18 protein-coding genes are annotated in these 23,383 nt (G+C 68.8%); 16 read left to right on the top strand and 2 right to left on the bottom strand.

The window, feature by feature from the left end; genetic code table 11:
• Positions 1 to 111: 111 nt before the first annotated feature.
• The 11 genes from EX88_RS0115325 to EX88_RS0115275 all read left to right on the top strand — a co-directional run bounded on the left by EX88_RS0115325 (position 112) and on the right by EX88_RS0115275 (position 14,149).
• Positions 112 to 2,256 (top strand): RelA/SpoT family protein, encoded by a 2,145-nt coding sequence (locus EX88_RS0115325; RefSeq protein ID WP_152566295.1) that lies wholly within the window; start codon positions 112 to 114, stop codon positions 2,254 to 2,256.
• Positions 2,257 to 2,560: 304 nt separating this feature from the next.
• Positions 2,561 to 4,120, top strand: coding sequence for a hypothetical protein (locus tag EX88_RS0115320; RefSeq protein WP_051885164.1), 1,560 nt, complete (start codon positions 2,561 to 2,563; stop codon positions 4,118 to 4,120).
• A gap of 244 nt (positions 4,121 to 4,364) precedes the next feature.
• Positions 4,365 to 5,372, top strand: a complete 1,008-nt coding sequence (locus tag EX88_RS0115315) for a glycosyltransferase family 2 protein (RefSeq protein WP_223620272.1) — start codon at positions 4,365 to 4,367, stop codon at positions 5,370 to 5,372.
• Between the two features lies 1 nt (position 5,373).
• Complete coding sequence (locus tag EX88_RS0115310; RefSeq protein WP_051885163.1) at positions 5,374 to 6,318, top strand: glycosyltransferase family 2 protein; 945 nt, start codon at positions 5,374 to 5,376, stop codon at positions 6,316 to 6,318.
• 338 nt (positions 6,319 to 6,656) lie between these two features.
• Positions 6,657 to 9,059, top strand: a complete 2,403-nt coding sequence (gene mrcB / locus EX88_RS0115305) for a penicillin-binding protein 1B (RefSeq protein ID WP_036149093.1) — start codon at positions 6,657 to 6,659, stop codon at positions 9,057 to 9,059.
• Positions 9,060 to 9,062: 3 nt separating this feature from the next.
• Complete coding sequence (locus EX88_RS23840; RefSeq protein WP_051885162.1) at positions 9,063 to 9,695, top strand: hypothetical protein; 633 nt, start codon at positions 9,063 to 9,065, stop codon at positions 9,693 to 9,695.
• Positions 9,696 to 9,702: 7 nt separating this feature from the next.
• Positions 9,703 to 11,817: an ATP-dependent DNA helicase gene (locus EX88_RS0115295; RefSeq protein WP_031372863.1), complete on the top strand. Its 2,115-nt coding sequence runs from the start codon at positions 9,703 to 9,705 to the stop codon at positions 11,815 to 11,817.
• Positions 11,818 to 11,837: 20 nt separating this feature from the next.
• The gene (locus EX88_RS0115290) at positions 11,838 to 12,269 is read left to right on the top strand and encodes a VOC family protein (RefSeq protein WP_031372862.1); all 432 of its coding nucleotides are present in this window, start codon (positions 11,838 to 11,840) and stop codon (positions 12,267 to 12,269) included.
• A 127-nt stretch (positions 12,270 to 12,396) separates the two neighbouring features.
• Complete coding sequence (gene tsaB / locus EX88_RS0115285) at positions 12,397 to 13,134, top strand: tRNA (adenosine(37)-N6)-threonylcarbamoyltransferase complex dimerization subunit type 1 TsaB (RefSeq protein ID WP_031372861.1); 738 nt, start codon at positions 12,397 to 12,399, stop codon at positions 13,132 to 13,134.
• 173 nt (positions 13,135 to 13,307) lie between these two features.
• Positions 13,308 to 13,613, top strand: coding sequence for a hypothetical protein (locus EX88_RS0115280; protein WP_031372860.1), 306 nt, complete (start codon positions 13,308 to 13,310; stop codon positions 13,611 to 13,613).
• A gap of 119 nt (positions 13,614 to 13,732) precedes the next feature.
• Positions 13,733 to 14,149: a DUF4279 domain-containing protein gene (locus EX88_RS0115275; protein ID WP_031372859.1), complete on the top strand. Its 417-nt coding sequence runs from the start codon at positions 13,733 to 13,735 to the stop codon at positions 14,147 to 14,149.
• A 49-nt stretch (positions 14,150 to 14,198) separates the two neighbouring features.
• Here EX88_RS0115275 and EX88_RS0115270 read toward each other — a convergent pair whose 3' ends face one another.
• Entirely contained in the window at positions 14,199 to 15,080 is an 882-nt protein-coding gene (locus EX88_RS0115270) for an energy transducer TonB (RefSeq protein ID WP_031372858.1), read from the bottom strand.
• On the bottom strand, positions 15,077 to 16,036 hold the full coding sequence (gshB, locus tag EX88_RS0115265) for a glutathione synthase (protein ID WP_031372857.1): 960 nt from the start codon (positions 16,034 to 16,036) through the stop codon (positions 15,077 to 15,079). The genes EX88_RS0115270 and gshB overlap by 4 nt, the downstream gene beginning before the upstream one ends.
• Positions 16,037 to 16,369: 333 nt before the next feature.
• Between gshB and pilG the strand changes: the two genes are divergently transcribed.
• From pilG to EX88_RS0115240, 5 genes are all read left to right on the top strand, one after another.
• A complete protein-coding gene (gene pilG / locus EX88_RS0115260; RefSeq protein ID WP_031372856.1) occupies positions 16,370 to 16,768 on the top strand; it encodes a twitching motility response regulator PilG in 399 nt (132 codons plus the stop codon).
• A 19-nt stretch (positions 16,769 to 16,787) separates the two neighbouring features.
• Positions 16,788 to 17,153: a response regulator transcription factor gene (locus tag EX88_RS0115255; RefSeq protein ID WP_031372855.1), complete on the top strand. Its 366-nt coding sequence runs from the start codon at positions 16,788 to 16,790 to the stop codon at positions 17,151 to 17,153.
• A 4-nt stretch (positions 17,154 to 17,157) separates the two neighbouring features.
• Entirely contained in the window at positions 17,158 to 17,709 is a 552-nt protein-coding gene (locus EX88_RS0115250) for a chemotaxis protein CheW (RefSeq protein WP_031372854.1), read from the top strand.
• 50 nt (positions 17,710 to 17,759) lie between these two features.
• A complete protein-coding gene (locus EX88_RS0115245) occupies positions 17,760 to 19,778 on the top strand; it encodes a methyl-accepting chemotaxis protein (RefSeq protein WP_031372853.1) in 2,019 nt (672 codons plus the stop codon).
• Between the two features lie 213 nt (positions 19,779 to 19,991).
• The coding region (locus EX88_RS0115240) for an Hpt domain-containing protein (RefSeq protein ID WP_031372852.1) at positions 19,992 to 23,383 on the top strand (3,392 nt) is incomplete at its 3' end.

The following is a 23,383-nucleotide window of genomic DNA, read 5'->3' as shown; positions in this document are numbered from 1 at the left end:
CCTCGGGGCGGTTGCTCGCTAGTGTAGTCGCTCGTCCCTTGCGCTTCGAACCTCTTCTCCCCCGTTGTGAACGCGTCTCCCGCCGAGTCCCGCCATTCCCCTGCCGACGTGCTGGCTCTGCCTGCGGCGGCGATCATCGCCGGGCCCTTGCGCAAGGCGCTGGAAGCCGCTGCGCAGAGGCCGGAGGCCGGCGAGGGCGCACTCGATTCGCCGGCCGTCATCGCCGCCACCCTGGACGCGCTGGCCCTGCTCGATGCCGACAGCGACACGGTCGCGGCGGCGATCCTGCACGCCTACCCGGGCTGGGCGAAGGCGCTCGGGCCGGGCTTCGAACGCGAGCATCCCCTGTTGGCGGCCTTGCTCGACGGCCAGCGCGCCGCCGGCCAGGTCTGGGCGCTGCATGCCGAACAGGGCCGGCGCTCGGGCACCGAGGGCCTGCGCCGATTGCTGCTGGCGATCGTGCGCGACCTGCGGGTGGTGCCGATTCTGTTGGCGCGGCAACTGGCGCGCATGCGCCATGCCGAACGCCTGCCGCCGGACACCCGCCGCGAATTGGCGGCGCTGACCCGCGACATTCATGCGCCGCTGGCCAACCGGCTCGGCATCTGGCAGCTCAAGTGGGAGCTGGAAGACCTGGCCTTCCGCTACCTGGAGCCGCAGACCTACCAGAAGATCGCGCGCCTGCTCGACGAGAAACGCGGCGACCGCGAGCGCTACATCGAGCAGGTCAAGCGCACCCTGCGCGAGGCGATGGCCGCGCAGGGCCTCAAGGCCGAAGTCGCGGGCCGGCCCAAGCACATCTACAGCATCTGGAAGAAGATGCAGCGCAAGGACGTGCCGATCGGCGAGCTCTACGACCTGCGCGCGGTGCGGGTCATGGTCGAGGACCTGGCCTCGTGCTACGCCGCGCTCGGCGTGGTGCACGCGCAGTGGACGCCGATCCCGAGCGAGTTCGACGACTACATCGCCCGGCCCAAGCGCAACGACTACCGTTCGCTGCACACCGCCGTGGTCGGGCCCGAGGGCAAGACCCTGGAAGTGCAGATCCGCACCGAAGAGATGCACCGCCAGGCCGAACTCGGCGTGGCCGCGCACTGGAAGTACAAGGAAGTCGGCAGCCACAGCGCCGACGCCGCGTTCGACCGCAAGATCGCCTGGATGCGGCGCCTGCTCGACAGCAAGAGCGAAGGCGGCAGCGACGGCGCCGACGCCGCGCTGGCGAGCGAGCTGGACACCGAGTTGGTCGAGGACCGGGTCTACGTGCTGACGCCGAAGGGCGAGGTGATCGACCTGCCGACCGGCGCCACCCCGCTGGATTTCGCCTACCACGTGCACACCGAGGTCGGGCACCGCTGTCGCGGCGCTAAGGTCGACGGCCGCATCGTGCCGCTCGACCACAAGCTGCGCAGCGGCGACCGGGTCGAGATCCTGACCGCCAAGACCGGCGAGCCGCGCCGCGACTGGCTGGTCGCGGCGAACGGCTTCCTGGCCAGCAACCGTTCGCGGGAAAAGGTCCGCAACTGGTTCCACAAGCTCGACCGCTCGCGCAACGAACAGGCCGGGCGCGACCTGCTCGACAAGGAACTGCGCCGGCTCGGCGTGCTCGGCGCCGACCTGGCCCCGGCGCGCGCCCGGTTCAACCTCGCCAACGACGAGGACCTGTACGTGCAGGTCGCGCTGGGCGACATCGGTCCGCACCAGATCGGCCGTGCTCTGCTCGAACACGAGCGCGCACTGTCGGCGCCGCCACCGTCGGCCGCGCCGACCTCGACCACCACGATCCCGCCGGCGCCGCGCAAGACCCCCGGCAAGTCCACCGATTTCACCGTCGAGGGCGTCGGCAACCTGCTGGTGCAGATCTCGCGTTGCTGCCAGCCGCTGCCGGGCGAGCCGATCGCCGGCTACCTGACCCGCGGCCGCGGCGTCAGCGTGCACCGTCCCGACTGCAGCGCCTTCGTCCGCCTCGCCGCGGCCCAGCCGCAGCGCGTGCTGCCGGTGGAGTGGGGCCGTAAGGGCAGCGGCTACGAAGTCGACATCGAAGTACTGGCGCTCGACCGCAAATGGCTGCTCAAGGAAGTGACCAACGTCATCGCCCAGGCCAATGCCCACGTGATCAGCATCCGCAGCGACGTCGAGCGCAGCAGCGCCCAGGTCCGCCTGCGCCTGCGTCTGCGGGTGGCCGACTACGGCCAGCTCTCGACCCTGCTCGGCAAGCTGTCCTCACTGCCGGGCGTGGAGTATGCGCAGCGGCATTGAGTCGCAGGCGCGGGACCGCCTCTGCCGTGGGTAGGAGCGGCGCGAGCCGCGACCGCGAACCGGTAAGTGCCTGCGAAACCGGTCCCGCGCGGAAAGCCAGCCGGCTTCACCCAACGGATCCGTAATCGCCTGACGATAGCGTCGTAGTTTCTATTGGCGAGATCGCGGCTCGCGCCGCTCCTACCCCAAGCGGGCGCGATCCCGGAGACAGTTAGCACACACCCGCGAAGACGCGGCAGTCATGCGGCGGCGTTATCCTGTCGCGGTGAAACGCGATCCGCCGTCTCCCTCCGACACCTCTGCCGTGCGCATCGAACCGCTGGCCGGGGATTACAGCGCGTTGCGCTTCGATCGGGCACCGCCACGGGAGCGCGACAACGGCTTGCGTGTCCGGCGCTGGGGTCTGCGTGGCGCGATCCTCGTCGCTGCCGGTTTACTGCTGGCGCTGGTCCTCGGGCGGCAGGCGATGTCGGAATGGCTGTGGCCGGACACGCGTGCGCAAAGCCTGCGCGAAGAAGCGACGCGGGCCTTGGCCGAAGGCCGGCTGAGTTCGGCCGATGGCCACGGCGCGCGCGAGTTGTTCGAGGCCGCGCTGGCCCTCGATCCCGACCGCAGCGATGCCCGCGAAGGCCTGGTCAAGGTCGGCCGGGTCGCGCTCGATCAGGCCGGCCAGGCGATCGACGGCGGCCATTTCGACTTCGCCCGACAACGGCTGGATATGGCGCGTCAGTTGGCGACGCCGCGCGACCAGGTCGAAGCCATGGCGCGACGGCTGCGCGAACGCGAAGCGGCCCATGCCGGGCTCGACCGGCTGGTCGCCGATGCCGCGACCGCACGTGCGCAGGGCCGGCTCGACGGTGCGCCCGATGCGGCCCTGCCGCTGTATCTGCGCGTGCTCGCGCTGCAACCGCAACGCAACGACGCCCTCGAAGGCCGCGACGACACCCTCGCCGATCTGCTGCAGTCGGCGCGCAAGGCGCTGACCGACGGCGACCTCGCGCGCGGCGCGGCGGGCATCCAGCGCGTACAGGCCGCCGACCCCGGTCATGCCGATCTGCCGGATGCGCTGAACCTGCTCGAAAGCCATGTCGAACGGCGTCGCCGGGAAAGCGACCTGGCGCTGCGCCGACAGCGTTTCGACGACGCGCTGGCCGGTTACAGCGACCTGCTCGCTGTGCATGCCGACGACGACGCGGCGCGGCGCGGGCTGGCTGCGGTCGCCAACGCCTATGCCGCGCGCAGCGAGCGCCTCGCCGCGGATTTCCGTGTCCCCGAGGCCGAGACCGTGTTGCTGCAGGCGCGCGGTATCGCCGAGAGCGCGGCGATCGAGGTGCCGGCGGTCGCGCTGGCCCAGCAGCATCTCGACCGCGCCCGCGAATCGCGCAAGCGCTTCGAGCAGCAGGCACCGGCCGCGCAACGGCAATCGCTGCGCCGCCTGTTGAGCGAAGCCGCCGCCGCCGAGCAGCGCGGCGACCTGCTGACCCCGCCGGGCGACAGCGCCTACGACAAATTGCGCGCGGCCCAGGCGATCGCGCCGCAGGACCCGGCGGTGCGCGCCGCCGCGGCGCGCCTGTTGCCGGCCGCCAAGCGTTGCTTCGACAAGGAACTCAGCGCCAACCGCCTGTCGCGCGCCGGCGAATGCCTGGATGCGCGGCGCGCCCTCGAAGGCGGCGGCGCGCCGGCGCGCGAAGCCGCCGCGCGCCTGGCCCAGCGCTGGATCGCGGTCGGCGACGAACGCCTCGGCGCCGGCGAACTGCGCGCCGCCCGCAGCGCGCTCGACGCCGCCCGTTCGCTCGACCCCCGCGCCGCCGGCATCGAAGAACTCAGCGCCCGCGTGCGCAGCGCCGAAGCGGCTTCGAACTGAGGCGGGCGCTGCAGGATCTCGCCGCGGCCGCCGGCACCACTGTGGTTCGCGGCGGGCGGGCGCCGGCTTTCTCCGATTTGCGCTGTGGCGGGTGGGCTTAGGTACAGCGTCCCGGCACCGCCTGAGCGATAATGCCGCGATTCCTGCCTGGCCTCGACGCTCCCTTGCCCTTCGATACGCCATTCGCCGTCGTTCGATATCCGTTGCGGTGGCGTCAGCGCCCGCGCGCAGAGCGCGTGCCGCAATGAGCATGCTCGATCCGCGCGACGAGGCCGCGGGCTTGGTCGCGACCGTGGTGCTGTGTACCTACAACGGTGTGCGCTATCTGCCGGCCCAGCTCGACAGCCTGCTTTCGCAGCGGCGGCTGCCGGATCGGATCGTGATCGCCGACGATGCCTCGACCGATGCGACCTGGGCTTTGCTCGGCGAGTTCGCGGCGCGGGCCGGCGAGCGCGGCATCGAGGTCGATCTGCAGCGCAATCGGCTCAATCTCGGCTACCTGCGCAACTTCGAGGCGGCGCTGCAGCGCGCCGGGGCCGGCGTGGTGTTCCTGTGCGACCAGGACGACGTCTGGCATGCCGACAAGATCGAGGACTTTCTCGAATCCTTCCGCCGCCGGCCGGCGCTGACCGTCTTGCACGGCGACTCGCGCCTGGTCGACGGCGAGGGCCGCGATCTCGGCCAGCGCATGTTCCAGACCCTGGAGGTCGCCGCTTGGGAACTGGCCGCGGTGCACGGCGGCCGGGGCTTCGACGTGCTGCTCCGGCGCAACATCGTGACCGGCGCGACCATGGCGATGCGGCGCGACTTGCTCGACCGCGCCTTGCCGATTCCGGACGGTTGGGTCCATGACGAGTGGCTGGCCTTGATTGCCGCCGCGACCGGCGAGATCGACTGCGTCGAAGCCCCGACGATCGATTACCGCCAGCATGGCGGCAACCAGATCGGCGCGCGCCGGCGCAGCCTGGTCGAGCGTCTCGGCGGCGGCAAGCAACGGCGCGAACACATGCAGCTGATGGTCGCCAAGCTCGACTCGTTGCGCCGACACATCGATAGTGCCCAGCTCGACGTCGGCGCCGACAAGCGCGCCGCGATCGACGAACGCTGGGCCCACCTGCGCCTGCGTCTGGCGATGCCGACCGGTTTCGGTCGGCGCCTGCCGCTGATCCGCGAAGAATGGCGCCAGGGCCGGTATCACCGTTATTCGGCCGGGCTGCGCTCCCTGGTCTGCGATCTGTTGGGGCTGCGCTGATATGGCCGCCACCCACCCGACCGGCGAGCCGGGGCGCATCGACGTCAGCGCCGCCATCGTCACCTATCACCCGCAGATCGAGCTGCTCGAACGCGTGATCGCCGCGGTCAGGGACCAGGTCGGGCGCGTGCAGATCTTCGACAACGCCAGCACCGGCGAGGCGCTGGAGGCGTATTTCGAGCGGCTGCGCGGGCAGGGTGTCGAGGTGTTCCGCTCCGAACGCAACGTCGGCCTGGGCAGCGCCATCAACCACGCCGCGCGCGCCGCGCGTGCGGCCGGGTTCGGACAGGTGCTGTTGATGGACCAGGACAGCATCGTCGATCCGGACATGGTCGCCGTGCTGATGCGCCACCTGCAGCAACTGCGCGGGCAGGGGCCGGTGGCCGCGGTCGGGCCGCAGTTCCGCGACGAACGCACCGGCGAGGTCGCACCTTTTGTGCAGATCGCCTTCCCGATGAACCGCAAGCTCTACGGCGGGCCGGGGCAGGTGGTCGACTGCGACTTCCTGATCACCTCGGGCACCCTGTTGCCGCTGGACGTGCTCGACACGGTCGGCGGCATGGACGAGGGCTTGTTCATCGACAACGTCGACATCGAATGGAGCTCGCGCGCGCGCCATCGCGGCTATCGCCTGTACGGCATCTGCGATGCGCGCATGCAGCACCGCATCGGCGACCTGGTCCAGGTCTCCAGTCTGATTCCTTATCGCACCGTGGTGCACAGCCCGACCCGGCTGTACTACATGATGCGCAACCGCGTGCTGCTGTACCGTCGCGCCGAAGTGCCGCGCCGCTGGATGGCGCAGGACCTGCCGCGGCTGGTGCTGAAATTCGTCGGCACCGCCTTGTTGCTGAAACCGCGCCCGGCCTATCTGCGCGCGATGCTGCGCGGCTTGCGCGACGGCCTGCGAGGCCGCGACGGGGTGATGCCGCGTGATCTCGGCTGAAAAACAAGGCCGAAGTTCCTGTCCAGGCGCGACATCGCTCGCGCCAAAAAACCACCGGCAACCTGCGACCCGGCAGCCCCTGCGTGCCCAGCCGTCGCCCAAACCCCCTCGACCGCCCCGTCGGCCCTCGCGCCCTAGCTATCGCCAGCTCCGGCCGCCCCCGAACCACCCCACCCAGACCGCATCGCATCCACCCCGCCGGCCCCTCCAGCCCCCGGCCTCAGCCTGCATTCACCGGGTATGAACGCCGATGCCGCCGCCGCGGGGCCCCGGGCACGGGCTCCGGATGCCTGCGCTAGACTTGCCGCGACTCCCTGTGTTGCATATCCGTGGCCCGAATCGATTACGACGAAGACGAGCTCGACAACGACGGTAATGACGGCGACGGCCATGCGCCGACCTGGCGCCGCCGACTGGTGACCTGGGCCCTGGCCGCGATCGGCCTGGGGCTCGGTTTCCTGATTCCGTACACGCTCTATCTCAATCACGAGGTCGGCCAGCGCTTCGGTCAGTTGCGCTGGCAGATTCCGACCCGGGTCTATGCGCGTCCGCTCGAACTGGCGCCGGGCCTGGCCCTGGATCCGGGCACGCTGAAGACCGAACTCGACGCCGCCTCCTACCGCGAGGACAGCGGCGAGCGCCCCGGTACCTATGCCCGCCAGGGCGGCCGTTTCACCGTCGCCAGCCGCGGTTTCAACGATGTCGACGGCGCCGTGCCGGCACGGCGTATCGAAGTCGTGGTGTCCGGCGGCCGCGTCGCCAGCCTGCGCGACCTGACCTCGCGCAAGTCGCTGAAGACCACGCGCCTGGACCCGGCGCGCATCGCCACGCTGTACGGGCAGAAGCAGGAAGAACGCCGCCTGGTGCGGATCGAGGAAGTGCCCGAATTGCTGGTCACCGGCCTGCAGGCCGTCGAGGACCGCGACTTCGCCCATCACATGGGCATCGACCTCAGCGGCATGGCGCGCGCGGCGTTCAAGAACGTCGCCGCCGGCCGCGCCAAGCAGGGCGCCAGCACCCTGACCCAGCAGCTCGCGCGCAGCGGCCTGCTCGGCATCGGCCAGGAACAGACCCTGACCCGCAAGGGCAAGGAAATCATCTACGCCCTGCTGATGGAGGCGCGCTACGACAAGCGCACCATCCTCGAGGCGTATTTCAACCAGGTTTATCTCGGCCAGCGCGGCTCGCAGGCCATCCACGGCGTCGCCGCGGCTTCCGAGTTCTGGTTCGGCCGCGACCTGCGCGATCTCAACACCGAACAGATCGCGTTGCTGATCGGCATCGTGCGCGGCCCGTCCTATTACGACCCGCGGCGCAATCCCGAGCGCGCGCTGGAGCGGCGCAATTTCGTCCTCGGCGAGATGCACGAGACCCAGCTGATCGACGACAAGGAATACCAGCGCGCGTTGAAGACGCCGCTCGGCATCACCTCCAACCCCGGCAGCGTCGCCGCCAATCGTTTCCCGGCGTATGTCGACCTGGTCCGCCGCCAACTCGCGCGCGACTACCCGGCCGATGCGCTCGCCGGCGCCGGCCTCAGCGTCATGAGCGGCATGTCGCCGTCGGCGCAGGCGCAGGCCGAAGGCGCGGTCGCGCGCACCCTCAAGAGCCTAGACAGCAAGCGCCGCCCGCCGTTGCAGGCCGGCCTGGTCGTCACCGACGTGCATAACGGCGAAGTCGTGGCCGTGGTCGGCAGCCGCGAGTTCACCGAGCACGGTTTCAACCGCGCGGTCGAAGCGCAGCGGCCGGTCGGCTCGCTGTTGAAGCCGTTCGTGTACCTGCTGGCGTTGGCGCAGCCGAACGAATTCAGCCTGGCCTCGTGGGTCGACGACTCGCCGGTCACGGTCAAGCTCGGCCGCGGCCGCAACTGGAACCCCGGCAACTCCGACGGCCGCAGCCATGGTCTGGTGCGCATGATCGATGCGCTGGCCATGTCCTATAACCAGGCCACGGTGCGCATCGGCATGAAGGTTGCGCCGGAACGCGTCGCCGACCTGATCAAGACCCTGGCCGGCATCGAAGCGCCGAACAACCCCTCGCTGATCCTCGGTGCGGTCGACCAGAGCCCGTACGCGATGGCGCAGCTGTACCAGTTCCTCGCCTCGGGCGGCGAAATCCAGCCGCTGCATGCGGTGCGCGGCGTGCTCGGCAGCGACGGCAAGGCGGTCAAGCGTTACGACAAAGAACCGGCCCCGGCGCAGGAAGGCGACGCGATCGCCGCGCGCCTGATCACCATCGCCCTGCAGCAGGCGGTCAGCAACGGCACCGGCCGGCAGTTGATCGGCGACGGCCTCGGCCGTCTCTCGCCCGCGGGCAAGACCGGTACCAGCAACGACGGCCGCGACAGCTGGTTCGCCGGCTGGACCGGCGATCACCTGGCGGTGATCTGGGTCGGCAACGACCAGAACCAGACCACCGGCCTGTACGGGGCGACCGGTGCGATGCGGGTGTGGTCGGCGATCTTCTCGCGCTTGCCGACCGCGCCGCTCAAGGTCACCGACAAGGGCCTGGACTGGCAGGCGGTGATCGGCACCCACACCACCGACGCGAGCTGCGTCGGCGCGCGCCGCTTCCCGTTCGTGGCCGGCTTCGCGCCGGAATACGCGCCGTGCCCGGCGCCGCAGGCCGAAGGCGAAGCCTCCGGCGGCGGCTGGCGCGAGTGGTTCGGCATCGGCAAGGACAAGGAAGAACCTGCGCGCGAACCGGCGCCGTCTCCCGATTCCCCGCCCCCGGAGCAGTAAGTCATGAAGTGCAGTGATTTCACCGGCGCCTTCCCCCGAGGTGCCCGGCGCAAAGGCGTCGTCCTGGTCGTCTTGACCTGCCTGGCGAGCGCCTGCGCGGTGGCGCCGCCGCAGCCGGCGCAGTTGGCCGAAGCGAATTTCAACGGCGAGGCCGCGGTCGTCGCGGTGCGCGCCGCCGCCGGCGGCGCCGCGCGCGAACTCGACGTGCAACCGATCCGCGATCCGCAAGTCGAAGATCTGCGCCAGCAGGCCGCGCAACTGGAACGCGCACGCAAGTACGTCGAAGCCGCCGCGGCGCTCGACCAGGCGCTGCAGATCAACGCCGCCGACCCGGCCCTGCTGCAGGAACGCGCCGAGGCGGCGCTGCTGCAGCACCGTCTCGACGATGCCGAGGGCTACGCACAGAAGGCCTTCGATTCCGGCTCCCAGGTCGGCCCGCTTTGCCGCCGTCATTGGGCGACCATCGCCCAGGTGCGGCAGGCGAAGCTGGACGGTGTCGGCGCGGCGATGAAACTGGCGCAGCGGCAGGAGCATTACGACGCCCTGGTGCCGCAGCGCAGCCAGCTCACCGAGGCGAAGAAGCAGGCACAGGCTAAAATCGACGCCTGCACGGTCGCAGCGCCAGCGCGGTATTGAATCGGATATGGAACCCAGCCGCCTTGGCGTAGCCAGTCGTGCCGCGCTGAGCGAGGGCGGCGACCTCGCGCGCAACATCGCCGCGTTCGCGCCGCGCTCGGCGCAGCAGGACTTGTCGGCGGCGATCGCCGATGCCTTCGAATCGCGTACGGCCCTGCTCGCCGAAGCCGGGACCGGCACCGGCAAGACCTTCGCCTACCTGGTCCCGGCGCTGCTGTCGGGGCTCAAGACCATCGTCTCGACCGGCACCCGCGCGCTGCAGGACCAGCTCTATCACCGCGACCTGCCGCGGGTGCGCGACGCCCTCGGGGTCGGCTTGAAGACGGCCTTGTTGAAGGGCCGCGCCAACTATCTGTGCAAATACCGCACCGAGCAGGCCAAGGGCGAACCGCGTTTCACCAGCCGCGAATACGCCGCCCAGTTCCAGCGCATCGTCAGCTGGGCCGGGCGCACGCGCATGGGCGATCTGGCCGAACTGGACGCCTTGCCGGAAGACTCGCCGCTGCTGCCGATGGTCACCTCGACCGCGGAAAACTGCCTCGGCAGCGACTGCCCGATGTTCGGCGACTGCTTCGTGATCCAGGCGCGCCAGCGCGCCCAGGCCGCCGACCTGGTCGTGGTCAATCATCATCTGTTGCTCGCCGACCTGGCGCTGAAGCAGGAAGGCTTCGGCGAAATCCTGCCGGGCGCGCAGGCCTTCGTCGTCGACGAAGCGCATCAGCTGCCCGATTTGGCTTCGCAGTTCTTCGGCGAGGCGATCAGTGCGCGGCCGCTGGTCGAGCTGGCCCGCGACGCTCTGGCCGAGTGCAAGCAGGTCACCGGCGCGCTCGCCAGCGTGCAGGGGCCCGCGCGCGAACTCGAACAGGCGGTGCGCACCGTGCGTGCGGCCATGGACGAGTTGCCGGTGCGCGCGACCCGTCGCCGCGCCGCCGAATTGCCCGAGGTGGAAGCGGCGTTCGATACGCTGGCCGCGGCCCTGCGCAGCATGCGCACCACCCTCGAACCGCTGCGCGCCGCCGCGCCGGGCTTCGAGAGCTGCCACGCACGGGCCAAGGACTTCGAGACCAAGCTGCGGCGCTGGCGCGGCCCGACCGTCGCGCGCCCGCCCGAGCCGGTCGTCGAGGAAGACGACGATTTCGAACCGCCGCGCCGGCAGCTGGCGGAGGTCGCGCTCGAAGCGGTCGACACGGACGCTGCCGCCGCCGACGACGAGGAAGAACAAACGCCCGCCGGCCCCGACAGCAGCGTGCTGTGGTACGAACTGACCGCGCGCGGTTTCCGCCTCAGCCGCACGCCGCTCGACGTCGCCGGCCCGCTGGCCGAGCATCGCGAACGTTCTCGCGCGTCGTGGGTGTTCACCTCGGCGACCTTGGCGATCGGCGGCCAGTTCCAGCATTACGCGACCAAGCTCGGCCTGGTCGAGCCCAAGACCCTGCTCGCGCCAAGTCCGTTCGACTGGGCCGAGCAAGCGCTGTGTTATCTGCCGACCGGGCTGCCCGATCCGGTAGTGCGCCATTACAACGAGAGCATGGTCGACAAGCTGCGGCCGGTGCTCGAAGCCTCGGGCGGCCGCGCCTTCGTCCTGTTCGCCTCGCACCGCGCCTTGCGCGAAGCCGCCGAACTGTTGCGCGGCGGCCCCTGGCCCTTGTTCGTCCAGGGCGAAGCGCCGCGCCACGTGTTGCTGGAACGCTTCCGCGCCTCCGGCAACGGCGTGTTGCTCGGTGCGGCGAGCTTCCGCGAAGGCGTCGACGTGGCCGGCGAGGCGCTGAGCGTGGTGGTGATCGACAAATTGCCGTTCGCCGCGCCCGACGACCCGGTGTTCGAAGCGCGCCTGGACGCGATCCGTCGCGGCGGCGGCAACCCGTTCCGCGACGAACAACTGCCGCAGGCGGTGATCGCGCTGAAGCAGGGCGCCGGCCGCCTGATCCGCAGCGAGACCGACCGCGGCGTGCTGGTGCTGTGCGACCCGCGCCTGATCTCCAAGAGTTACGGCAAGACCTTCCTCGATTCGCTGCCGCCGCTGCCGCGCACGCGCCGGGTCGAGGACGTGGCCGCCTTCTTCGCCGGTGAGCCCCTGAGTCTAGAATCGTCCTCGTCGGTCGATGAGGACCACTACCGCTGATCCGCGAGGAGGGTAGGAGCATGACGGAGCGCAAACCGCGTGTGCACGGCCTGGGTGGCGTGTTCTTCAAGGCCGACGATCCGGCCGCGCTGGCGGCTTGGTACGCCAGGCATCTGGGCGTCGGCGTGGAGGACTGGGGCGGTGCCCTGTTCCCCTGGGGCCGGCTCGATGCCGACGGCCAGCCGACCGGTCAGACGGGTTATACGGTGTGGTCGCCGTTCAAGGCCGACACCGAGTACTTCCAGCCCAGCAGCAAGCCCTACATGGTGAATTTCCGCGTCGACGACCTCGACGCGATGCTGCTCGCGCTGCGCGAAGAGGGCTGCCAGGTGCTCGATCGCGGTGAAGACAGCGAGCAGGGCAAGTTCGGCTACGTGCTCGACCCCGAAGGCGGCTTGATCGAGCTGTGGCAGCCGAACCCGAACGATCCGGCGGTCGCCGACGGCGAGTGAGGGGTGCCGGCGAGGCCTTGGCGGCGCGACCGGGCGAGTGGCGCCGGGCACAGTGCGGCGGGGGTTCCAGGAGCGCCCGCATGAGACAATCGCGGCGCGAAACGCCCGTCCGACCCTGCCGAGCCCCATGAAACTGCTAGCGTTCGAAACCGCCACCGAAGCCTGTTCCGTCGCCGTGTGGCTGGACGGCGAAGTGCGCGAGCGCTTCGAGTTGGCGCCGCGGCGCCACGCCGAACTGTCCTTGCCCTGGGCCGAGCAATTGTTGGCCGAAGCCGGCGTGCGGCGATCCGAACTCGATGCCATCGCGATCAGCCGCGGCCCCGGCGCGTTCACCGGCGTGCGCCTGGCGATCGCGATCGCGCAGGGCATCGCCCTGGCCCTGGACCGGCCGATCGTGCCGGTATCGACGCTGGCCGTGCTGGCCCTGCGCGCGCATCCGCTCGCAGCGAACGCCGGCAGCGACGACGCTTTGCGCGTGTATACCGCGATCGATGCGCGCATGGGCGAGGTCTACACCGGTGCCTTCGAGTTGCGCGGCGGCGATGCGCACGCGCTCGACGAAGAAACCGTGATCGCGCCCGATGCGGCCGTGGTGCCCGGCGATGCTCCCAACTGGCTCGGCGTCGGCACCGGTTTCGCCGCCGCCCACGGCGCGCTGCAACAGCGGCTCGGCGCGCGTTTCGCCGGCATCGACGCCGAAGCCCTGCCGCATGCGGCCGATCTCGCGCGGCTGGCGGCGCTGGCGTATGCGCGCGGCGAAGCGGTCGCTCCCGAATTGGTCGAGCCCGCCTACCTGCGCAACAACGTCGCCCTGACCATCGCCGAGCAGGTCGCCCTGCGCAGCGAGCGCAAGGCCGCGTCCTGATTCACCTATTCGCAGCGTCCGCGCTGTCGCTCAAGGAAGACAGCATGCGATCGGCGGATAGTAGTCCAGCAATGTAAACAGGCGCCGCCCGCTGTGAATGCGACGGGTTATCCCGATTTGGAAAGCTTGGAACGACCTTCGATGATCGAAACCATTCTGGGATTTGACTGCTGATGGCTGGGTTTCAGCCTCTTACGTGGCTTTACGACGTGATTGTTGAGGACGATGGCATTCGTTTCGTCGTTCTCAGGAAGGTGACAGTTCACTTCCTCGACAGGGATCGCATCGAAGAGATCAAGGAGACCGGTGTGGCCTCGATAGGATCCATCTCGGCGTTCAACTTCAAGAGCCGATTTCTCGCTCGATCTTTCATGGTCCGTTTGAAGCGCGGCTGGTTCGCGCGTCAAGTATTGATCACCCCTGCCGATGCTCGGCAGTTCGAAGCTTGGGCAAGCCAGCATGGAATCGGCGTCAAGTAGAGCGTTTCGAAGTGACCAAGGCGGATGCCGTCGTTCTATCGTTCTTGGCGAATCATGAACATTGGCCGTGAGAGTCGCGTTGGAGTGCAATCAGTGGGTATCTGCGGCGAGACCGTTTCATGACTGACAGGAATATGAAATATGCGACGCTTCGGATCTGTGGCCACGACCTTGATCCGGCAAAGGTCACTGATGCGCTAGGCGTCGAGCCTACGTCATCGCAGAAGCGTGGAGACGAGGTGGGGCCCGAGCATCGAAAGCGGGAGCTCCCGGTCGGCGGTTGGTTCTTGACCAGCAGGGGCTATGTCGAATCCGATGACATCGCAGACCATATCCTTTGGCTGCTGGAGCATGTCTCCAACACGCTCCCGAGCGTGCGCAATATCGACGAGGTGACTCTCGTCAATATTTTTTGCTGCTGGCATCTTTCCGGGTGGAACGAAGGCTGTCGAATCGAGTCTTCACTGCTGCTTGAGCTGGGTCGCTTGGGCGTCAGCCTGGATTTCGACATCTACAATTGGCCTACGGAAAACTAGCGCTGACGGTCACGAGGCAAGCTTGGCGAGCCCATGACCTCGCAGCGCGTTACTCGTCCACCAGCGACCCGCCCGGCAGGAAATTCCAGGTACGGGTGACGTGGAGGATGTCCGGGTTCTCTTCGGTCCTGGGCAGCGGCGGGTAGGGCTCGGCCAGTTTGGCGATGCGCAGGGCGGAGGCGTCGAGCAGGGCGATGCCGCTGCTGCGGATGATGTCGGCGCGTTCGACGCTGCCGTTGCGGCGCACGGCGACGCTGATCACCACTTGTCCGGCCAGCCGGCGGCGGCGGGCTTCGTCGGGGTAGTTGAGGTTGCCGACGCGTTCGACGCGGTCGACCCATTCGCGCAGATAGCCGGCCCAGGCGTACTCGGTGGTGCTGGCCGAGACGAACTTGCGGGTCGGGCGCTTGGCGTAGCGCTCCGAGCGCATGTGGATTTCGGCGGCCAGGCGCGCCATCTCGATGTCGTGTTCGATCTTGCGCGGGCCGGTCGGCAGCGGCCGCTCGGTCGGGGTCTGGGTGCTGCGGTCGCGCGCGGTCACGGTTTCGCCGCGGGTGCTGCTGACCACGCGCGCGACCGGCTCGGGCTGGGCGGTCGGCGACTGGGCGCGCAGCGCCATCTGGGCGACGCCGGCTTCGGCCTGCGGGGCGGGGCCGGACTGGTTGTCGCGCGGGCGCGTGCTCTTGTCGTGCTCGCCGCCGCCCTGGTTGTTGGCCTGGGCGAGGAAGTCGGCCTGCTTGGGCGTCAGCGCGGTCTGGGTCTGGGTCAGGATCACGTCGAGGGTGGGCACCACCGGCGCGGCCTGCTCCAGGGTGTAGCCGACGCCGAGCACGACGATGCCGTGCACCAGCAGCGACAGCACCATGGTCGCGCTGAAGCGTTGCGGCTCGGCGATGCCGCCGGCCGGGGAGGCGGGGGCGACGGCGCTCATGCGGCCTGGGCGGCGACGCGGGCCTCGATCGCGTCGAACAGCAGCCCGGCGATGTTGAGGCCGAATTGTTCGTCGAGCTCGCGGATGCAGGTCGGGCTGGTGACGTTGAGCTCGGTCATGTAGTCGCCGATCACGTCCAGGCCGACGAACAGCATGCCGCGGCGTTTCATTTCCGGGCCGACTTCGGCGGCGATCCAGCGGTCGCGCTCGCTGAGCGGGCGGCCTTCGCCGCGGCCGCCGGCGGCGAGGTTGCCGCGGAACTCGTCGCCCTGCGGGATGCGGGCGAGGGCGTAGTCCACCGGCACGCCGTCGACCAGCAGGATGCGTTTGTCGCCGTCGCTGATCTCCGGCAGGTACTTCTGCGCCATCACCAGGTGGCGGCCGCCGTCGGACAAGGTCTCCAGGATCACGTTGACGTTCGGCTCGCCGGCGCGGACGCGGAAGATCGAGCGCCCGCCCATGCCGTCGAGCGGCTTGAGCACGGCTTCCTGGTGGAAGGCGAGGAATTCCTTGACCGCCGCGGGGTTGCGGCTGACCAGGGTCGCCGCGCAGCACTGCGGGAACAACAGGGCGGCGAGCTTCTCGTTGTAGTCGCGCAGGCCCTGCGGATCGTTGACCACGAAGGCGCCGGCGCGTTGGGCCATGCTCAGGATCTGGGTATCGTGCAGGTACTCGGCGTCGACCGGCGGGTCCTTGCGCATCAGTACGACGTGACCGGCCGCCAACTTAATTTGTGACCAAGTTCCCAGTTTGTACCAGCCGCTCGGATCGTCGCGCACTTCCAGCGCCGTCACCTTCGCCACCGCATGGCCACCGTGTAGGCTCAGTCCGCCCGGCTGCACGTACCAGAGCCGATGTCCGCGGCGCTGCGCTTCCAGTAGCATGGCGAAGGTCGAGTCCTTGGCGATCTTGATCGACCCGATGGGGTCCATCACGACGACGATGTCCAACGGCATGGGAACGGAATCCTAAAAGATTGACGGCGATGGTAGCAGGCGGGTCGCCGGTATCTGTCATGATGACGGGGTCGGAAACGGTCGCGCTGCGTCCATTTGCGACACGCAGCGATCATGGCTACTGCGCGATGCGACGGGGCGGCGATGCGCGGACCGAGTAATCGGCCTGCACAACGTTCGGTAGCGCACGGCGAGCCTGTTCCGGATGACGGAATCGCTGCGTATTCAGTTTCCAGGCACGGAATGCGCGCTTGACAGCCCGCGTGCGGCTTGGAATAAAGACGGCTTCGCGACGCCCGGGGATATCGGCGTTTGCAATGGGGGATACAAAGAATGCTCGACGAGGTTCGTAGCGGCAGCCTCGATGGTCTAAGGGTCATGGTGATCGACGATTCCAAGACCATCCGTCGAACCGCCGAGACACTGTTGAAACGCGAAGGGTGCGAGGTGGTCACGGCCATCGACGGATTCGAAGCGCTGGCGAAGATCGCCGACCAGCAGCCACAGATCATTTTCGTGGATATCATGATGCCGCGTCTGGACGGCTATCAGACGTGCGCGCTCATCAAGAACAATCAACTGTTCAAGGGCACGCCGGTGATCATGCTGTCTTCGAAGGACGGCCTGTTCGACAAGGCGCGGGGCCGCATCGTCGGGTCCGAGCAATACCTGACCAAGCCTTTCACGCGCGAGGAACTCCTCGACGCGATTCGCAAGCACGTACACGCCTGACCGGGGGGTAAGGCACACCATGGCACGCATCCTGCTTATCGAGGACTCGCCGACGGATACCGCGGTCCTGACCCAATTGCTGCAACGCAATGGGCACGAAGTTTTCGCTTCGGGCAGCGCCGAGGACGGCATCGAAGCCTGCAAACGCGAGCTGCCGGACCTGGTGATGATGGACGTGGTGTTGCCGGGCATGAACGGGTTCCAGGCTACGCGCGCGCTCAGCCGCGACGCGCAGACCAGTGCCATCCCGGTCTTGATCGTGAGCACCAAGGGCATGGAAACCGATCGCGCCTGGGGCATGCGCCAGGGCGCGCGCGACTACATCGTCAAACCGCCGCGCGAGGACGAATTGATCGCGCGGATCAACGCATTGCTGGGTAACTGAAACGATGACGCTCAAGCCGCCGTTCGATGTGCTGACCGATTACGAGCGCCGCAGTCTGGCGCACGTGCCCGGCCTGCCCGAACAGCTCGACGCGCCCGGCCTGTGGCGCGGCGTCGGTTACCGCATCGGCGACCGGCGCCTGGCCTCGACCTTCGCCGAGGTGGTGGAAATCCTCTCGCTGCCGCAGGTCACCCACGTCCCCGGCTCGCAGCCGTGGATGCTCGGCCTGGCCAACGTGCGCGGCAGCCTGCTGCCGATCGTCGACCTCAAGCAGTTCCTGGAAGGCGAGCGCACGGTGCTGCACGAGGGGCAGCGCATCCTGCTGGTGCGCCAGCCCGGCGGCGACGTCGCCGTGCTGATCGACGAGCTCTACGGCCAGCGCAGTTTCCACGACCAGCAACAGATCGGCCTCGAGGAAGTCGCCGAGCAGGGCCTCACCGAGGGCCGCTACGCGTACTTCATCGACCGGGCTTACCGCCTGGACGACCGGTACTGGGGCATCTTCAGCCTCGACCGCCTGGCCCGTACTCCCGAATTCCGACAAGCAGCGGCCTGAGCCGCTCCCTTCATCAGCCCGACTAGTAAGTTCACCGAGGTTTGCGAACCATGAGCACTGTGATGGACAACGCCGGCAAGAGCCGCCTTCTGGGCGCCAACACCTGGCTGATCGTACTGGCCGTATCGGTGCTGGTGTTCGGTCTCAACACAGGCTACGCGACCTGGAAAGGCGCCAGGCTCGGCGGCGCCGGCTCGGCGGCGTCGAACCTGCAGGTGAATTCGCAGAAGCTCGCCATTCAAGGCCGTGAAGCGGTCGGCGGCGCGAAGGACGCCTTCGCCGAGTTCAAGAAGACCAAGGCCGCGATCGACGAAGACGTGCAGACGCTCAACGACAACTTCGGCGACACCGCCGGCGTGTCGGGCCCGATCGGCGTGGTCAGCAAGAGCTGGCAGCCGCTGGGACAGAGCGCCGAACAGGTGATCGCGAGCGAGAAGGCGGTGCTGGCCCTGGCCGGCAACGCCGACAGCTTCTCCAGCCGCGTCCCGCAGCTGCAGGCCCGCCTCGACGAACTGGTCCGCGCCATGTCGGCCTCCGGCTCGCCGTCCTCGCAGGTCTACATCGCCCTGCGTCAGGTCGTGCTGTCGGCGACCATGGCCCGACGCATCACCGAAATCCGCGCCGGCGGCAGCGGCGCCGGCATGGCCGGCGAAGCGCTTGTACGCGACGCCACTGTGTTCGGCAACGTCCTCACCGGCCTGCGCAAGGGCGACACCTCGTTCGGCGTGACCGCGCTGTCCAACTCCAGCGCGCTCGCCGCGCTCGGCCAGGCCGAAGCGCTGTGGATGGAAATGAAGAAAGACCTCGACGCGATCTCGGCCAGCTCCAAGGACCTGTTCCAGGCCCAGGCCGCGGCCGAATCGATCACCGGCGGCTCGGAACGCCTGCTGAGCGAAAGCGAAACGCTGTTCAGCGCCTTCACCGCGTTCGGTTCGCTGCGCGACAAGAGCGTGTTCGGCAACCTGTGGCTGTCGATCATCTCCGGCCTGGCCGCGCTGGTCGCGATCGCCGGCTTGCTGTTCTCGCTGAACTACGCTCAGCAGCGCCGCTACCAGACCACCAAGGAACTCAACGACCGTAACCAGGAGGCCATCATGCGCCTGCTGGACGAAATGGGTTCGCTCGCAGAAGGCGACTTGACGGTCAAGGCGACGGTGACCGAGGACATGACCGGCGCCATCGCCGACTCGATCAACTTCGCCGTCGAGCAGCTGCGCAGCCTGGTGCAGACCATTACCGACACCTCGGTGCAGGTCGCCTCCAGCGCCCAGGAAACCCAGGCCACCGCGATGCACCTGGCCGAAGCGGCCGAGCACCAGGCCCAGGAAATCAACTCCGCCTCCGACCGCATCAGCGAAATCGCGGCCTCGATCGACCAGGTCTCGAAGAACTCGGCCGAGTCGGCCGACGTGGCGCAGCGCTCGGTGCAGATCGCGACCAAGGGCGCGGGCGTGGTGCGGCAGACGATTCAGGGCATGGACTCGATCCGCGACCAGATCCAGGAAACCTCGAAGCGAATCAAGCGCCTGGGCGAAAGCTCGCAGGAAATCGGCTCGATCGTCGAACTGATCAACGACATCTCGGAACAGACCAACATCCTGGCGCTGAACGCCGCGATCCAGGCGGCCTCCGCCGGCGAAGCGGGCCGAGGCTTCGCGGTCGTGGCCGACGAAGTGCAGCGACTCGCAGAACGCGCCTCCAACGCAACCAAGCGAATCGAGACGCTGGTTCAGACAATTCAGTCCGACACCAACGAAGCTGTCAGCTCGATGGAACAGACGACCTCGGAAGTGGTCGCGGGTGCGCGACTGGCCGAGGACGCCGGTACCGCGCTGGGCGAGATCGAAAAGGTGTCGTCCGACTTGTCCAACCTCATTCAGGGCATTTCCAGTGCGGCGCAGCAGCAGTCCAGCGCCGCCTCGAACATCACCCAGACCATGAACACGATTCAGCAGATCACCTCGCAGACCTCGCAAGGCGCCAACCAGACCGCAGCGTCGATTGGAAACCTGGCGCAACTGGCGGCCGACCTGCGCCGTTCGGTCGCCGACTTCAAGCTGCCGGCCTGACCCGGCGGCAGCCGAGACACGACGCGGCGCTTTGAACGGCGGCTTTGGGACGGGATTAAAAGAAGGGTTGTATCGAGGATGAAGCTTCCGACACATCGCTGGCAGAGCCACGGTCCGCGTCTGCGACGCGGTCCCGCCGACAGGCGGGGCGCATCGCTGGCAGAGCCACGGTCCGCGTCTGCGACGCGGCCCCGCCGACAGGCGGGTCGCGTCATGACCGCGTTGCGCGAAGCGATCGACACCACCACGCTGGGCTGGATCAAGCCCGAGCTGGACGAAACCCTGCGCCAGGCGCGCCAGGAGATCGAGGCATTCGCCGAAGATCCCGCCGACGCCTCGCGCATGCGGGTGTGCGCGAACCATCTGCACCAGGTGCACGGCACCCTGCGCATGGTCGAGCTGTATGCGCCGGCCATGGTCGCCGAGGAGATGGAGCGTCTGGCCATCGCCCTGCAGCAGGGCCAGGTCGCCGACCGCGACGAGGCCTGCGCGGCGCTGATGCGCGGCGTGGTGCTGCTGCCCGACTACCTGGAGCGTCTGCAGGGCGGGCATCGCGACATTCCGATCGTGCTGCTGCCGTTGCTTAACGAGCTGCGCGCCACGCGCGGCGAGTCCGGGCTCAACGAAAGCGTCCTGTTCGCACCGAATCTCGACCGACCGCTGCCGGCGCACCTGCCGCCGCCGCTGCCGGTCGGCAGCGCCGCCGGCCGCAACGCCAGCGCGCCGCATCTCGCCTCGCTGCGCGACGCCCTGGCCGGTTGGCCGGAAGACGGCGCGCCGGCGAATCCGGCTCAGCTCGCCTCCGCGATCGACGGCCTGCTCGCCGACGTCGTGCTGGAACCGGTGCGGCGCATGCTGTGGGTGGCCTCGTCGGTCGCCCACGCCCTGCGCGACGGCGCCCTGCCGGCCACCCGCGCGCTGCGCCAGGCCTTCGGCGGCGTCGACCGCGAAGCGCGGCAGATGCTGTCCGACGACGGCTTCAGCGCGCCGCGCGGCGAACCCGCGGCCGAGCCGACCCGCCAGTTGCTGTACCACGTCGCCCACAGCGACGGCCGCCATCCGGCGCTCGACGACCTGCGCCAGACCTTCGAACTCGCCGCGCACCTGCCCAGCGAGTCCGAACTCGAACACGCCCGTGGCAGCCTCAGCGGCCGCAACCGCGCCCTGCTCGACACCGTCGCGGCGGCGATCAAGGAAGACTTGTTGCGGGTCAAGGACGCCCTCGACCTGCACCTGCGCACCAACCAGACCGACCCCGGCGAACTGCGTCCGCAGGTCGACGCCCTGGCCCGGGTCAGCGACACGCTGGGCATGATGGGGCTGGGCATGGCCCGCACCGTGGTGCTGCAGCAGCGCGAAGCCATGCACGAAATCGTCGAAGGCCGCCGCGCCGCCGACGAAGGCACCTTGCTCGACGTGGCCGGCGCCTTGCTCTATGTCGACGCCTCGCTGGACGACCAGGTTTCGCGCCTGGGCCTGCCCGAGGACAAGGCCGAAGAGAACCTGCTCGCCGGTGAGGCGCGCAAGGTGCTCGACGTGGTCGCACGCGAAGCCATCGCCAATTTCGGCGACGCGCGCCAGTCCTTCGTCGCCTTCGTCGAGACCAAGTGGGACCACGAAGAACTGACCGAAGTGCCGCGCGTGCTCGACGAAGTCGCCGGCGCCCTGCGCATGATCGAGCTGCCGCTGGCGGCCGACTACCTGACCGGCGTCAAGCGCTACACCGAAGTCGAACTGATCGGCCGCCGCCGCGTGCCCAGCGGCCAGCAGCTCGACACGCTGGCCGATGCGCTGGCGAGCCTGGAGTACTACCTCGAAGCGCTGCGCGAGCAGCGCCCGAACCGCGACGACATTCTCGACATCGCCCGCCAGAGCCTGGAAACCCTGCGCTACTGGCCGTTGCCGGACGTGATCCGGGTCGAGCCGGCGGCCGAAGCCACCCCGGTCGCCGCGACCCCGGCCGTCGAAGCCGCCCCGGTCGATACGGCCCAAACGCAGGCGCCGGCCGTCGAGGCCTCGACGCCGGAATCCGCTGTTGCCGACAGCCTCGACCTACAGCGCAGCGAACAGACCGTCGACGCGCAAGCAGTCGGCGACGCCGTCGCGGCCGATACCGCCGAGCCGGTCGAGCCGACGCTCGCCGCGGCATCCGACGCCGCGCCCGGAACCACCCCGACCGAATCCATCACGACCGAAACCAACGCGACCCAAACCGTGGCGTCCGTCGCCGCGGGCGGCGCGCTGATCGACGCCTCCTTGCTCAACGCCGTGCCCGACGCACCGCCGTCGATGCTCGGACAGTCGGTGGCGACCGGCGGTTTCGAACAAGTCGACGACATCGACGACGAAGTGCGGGAAATCTTCCTCGAGGAATTCGAGGAGGAGATCGCCAACCTCGACAACCTGCTGCCGGCCTGGCGCGAAGCGCCGGACGATCTGGCCCGCGTGCAGCCTGTGCGGCGCGTGTTCCACACCCTCAAGGGCAGCGGCCGCCTGGTCGGCGCGCGCACCCTGGGCGAGTTCAGCTGGAACATCGAAAACCTGCTCAACCGCGTGCGCGAACACGGCCGCGTGGCGAGCCCGGAAGTGATCGACCTGGTCGAGCACGCTCATCGCGCGCTGCCGGGTTTCTACGCTGCCCTGCGCAACCAGGGCCCGCTGACCGTCGACGTCGCCGGCATCGAGGCGCATGCCGATCTGCTCGCGACCGGCGAAGAAGCCTTCTACCAGCCGCCGCAAGCCGCGGTCGAAGCCGAAGCCGAAACCGAAACCGCGGCTCCGGTCGCGATCGACGGGCCCTACGTGCCGGCGTCGGTCGACCCGGTCCTGCTCGAAATCCTCGACGGCGAAGTGGCCGGCCACCTGGTCACCATCGAAGCCTGGCTGGCGGCCTCGCACCCGCAACCGCAGCTCGCCAGCGACGCTCTGCAGCGTTCGATCCACACCTTGAACGGCGCCTTCGCGATGACCGAAGTGCCGGTCATCACCGACGTGACCGCGCCGACCGAAGCCTACGTCAAGCGTCTGCTCGCCAGCGCCGCGCCGGCCAGCGCCGAAGGCGTGGCCGCGCTGACCGCGGTGGCCGATGCGATCCGCACTACGGTCGAGGCGCTGAAGTCGCCGATGCCGCACGTGCCGATGTTCGTCGGCTTGCCCGAACGCATCGCCGCGCTGCGCGACAGCCTGCCCGACGCGCGTTCGCCGATGATCACCGAGGAGCTCTACCACGACGACGTCCTGCCGGAAGGCCAGGATCTGTCCGAGCTCACCGTCAACGATCTCAGCGCGTTCGGCGATTACGACCCCTCGCGCGAATTCGCCCAGGTAGCCGGTAACGACGATGCCGGGGCCAAGCCGGTCTCCCGGACCGATTTCGACGGCGACGAGCTGAGCCTCGGTCTCGACCTGCTGCCGGTCGGTTTCGCCGACAGCACCATCGAGTCCGCACGTCTCGAAGTCGAGCGTGCCGAAGCGGCCCGTCTTGAAGCCGAGCGTGTGGCTGCCGAGCAAGCCGAAGCCGAACGCCTCGAAGCCGAGCGCCTTGCTGCAGAACAGGCCGAAGCCGCACGTCTGGAAGCCGAACGTATCGCTGCGGAACAGGCCGA

Origin of the sequence: Lysobacter antibioticus (assembly GCF_000731095.1) — a bacterium.
In the GTDB taxonomy this organism is placed as follows: Bacteria; Pseudomonadota; Gammaproteobacteria; order Xanthomonadales; family Xanthomonadaceae; genus Lysobacter; species Lysobacter antibioticus_B.
The sequence above is the reverse complement of the archived record's forward strand: the minus strand, read 5'-3'. Positions and strand labels throughout refer to the sequence as shown.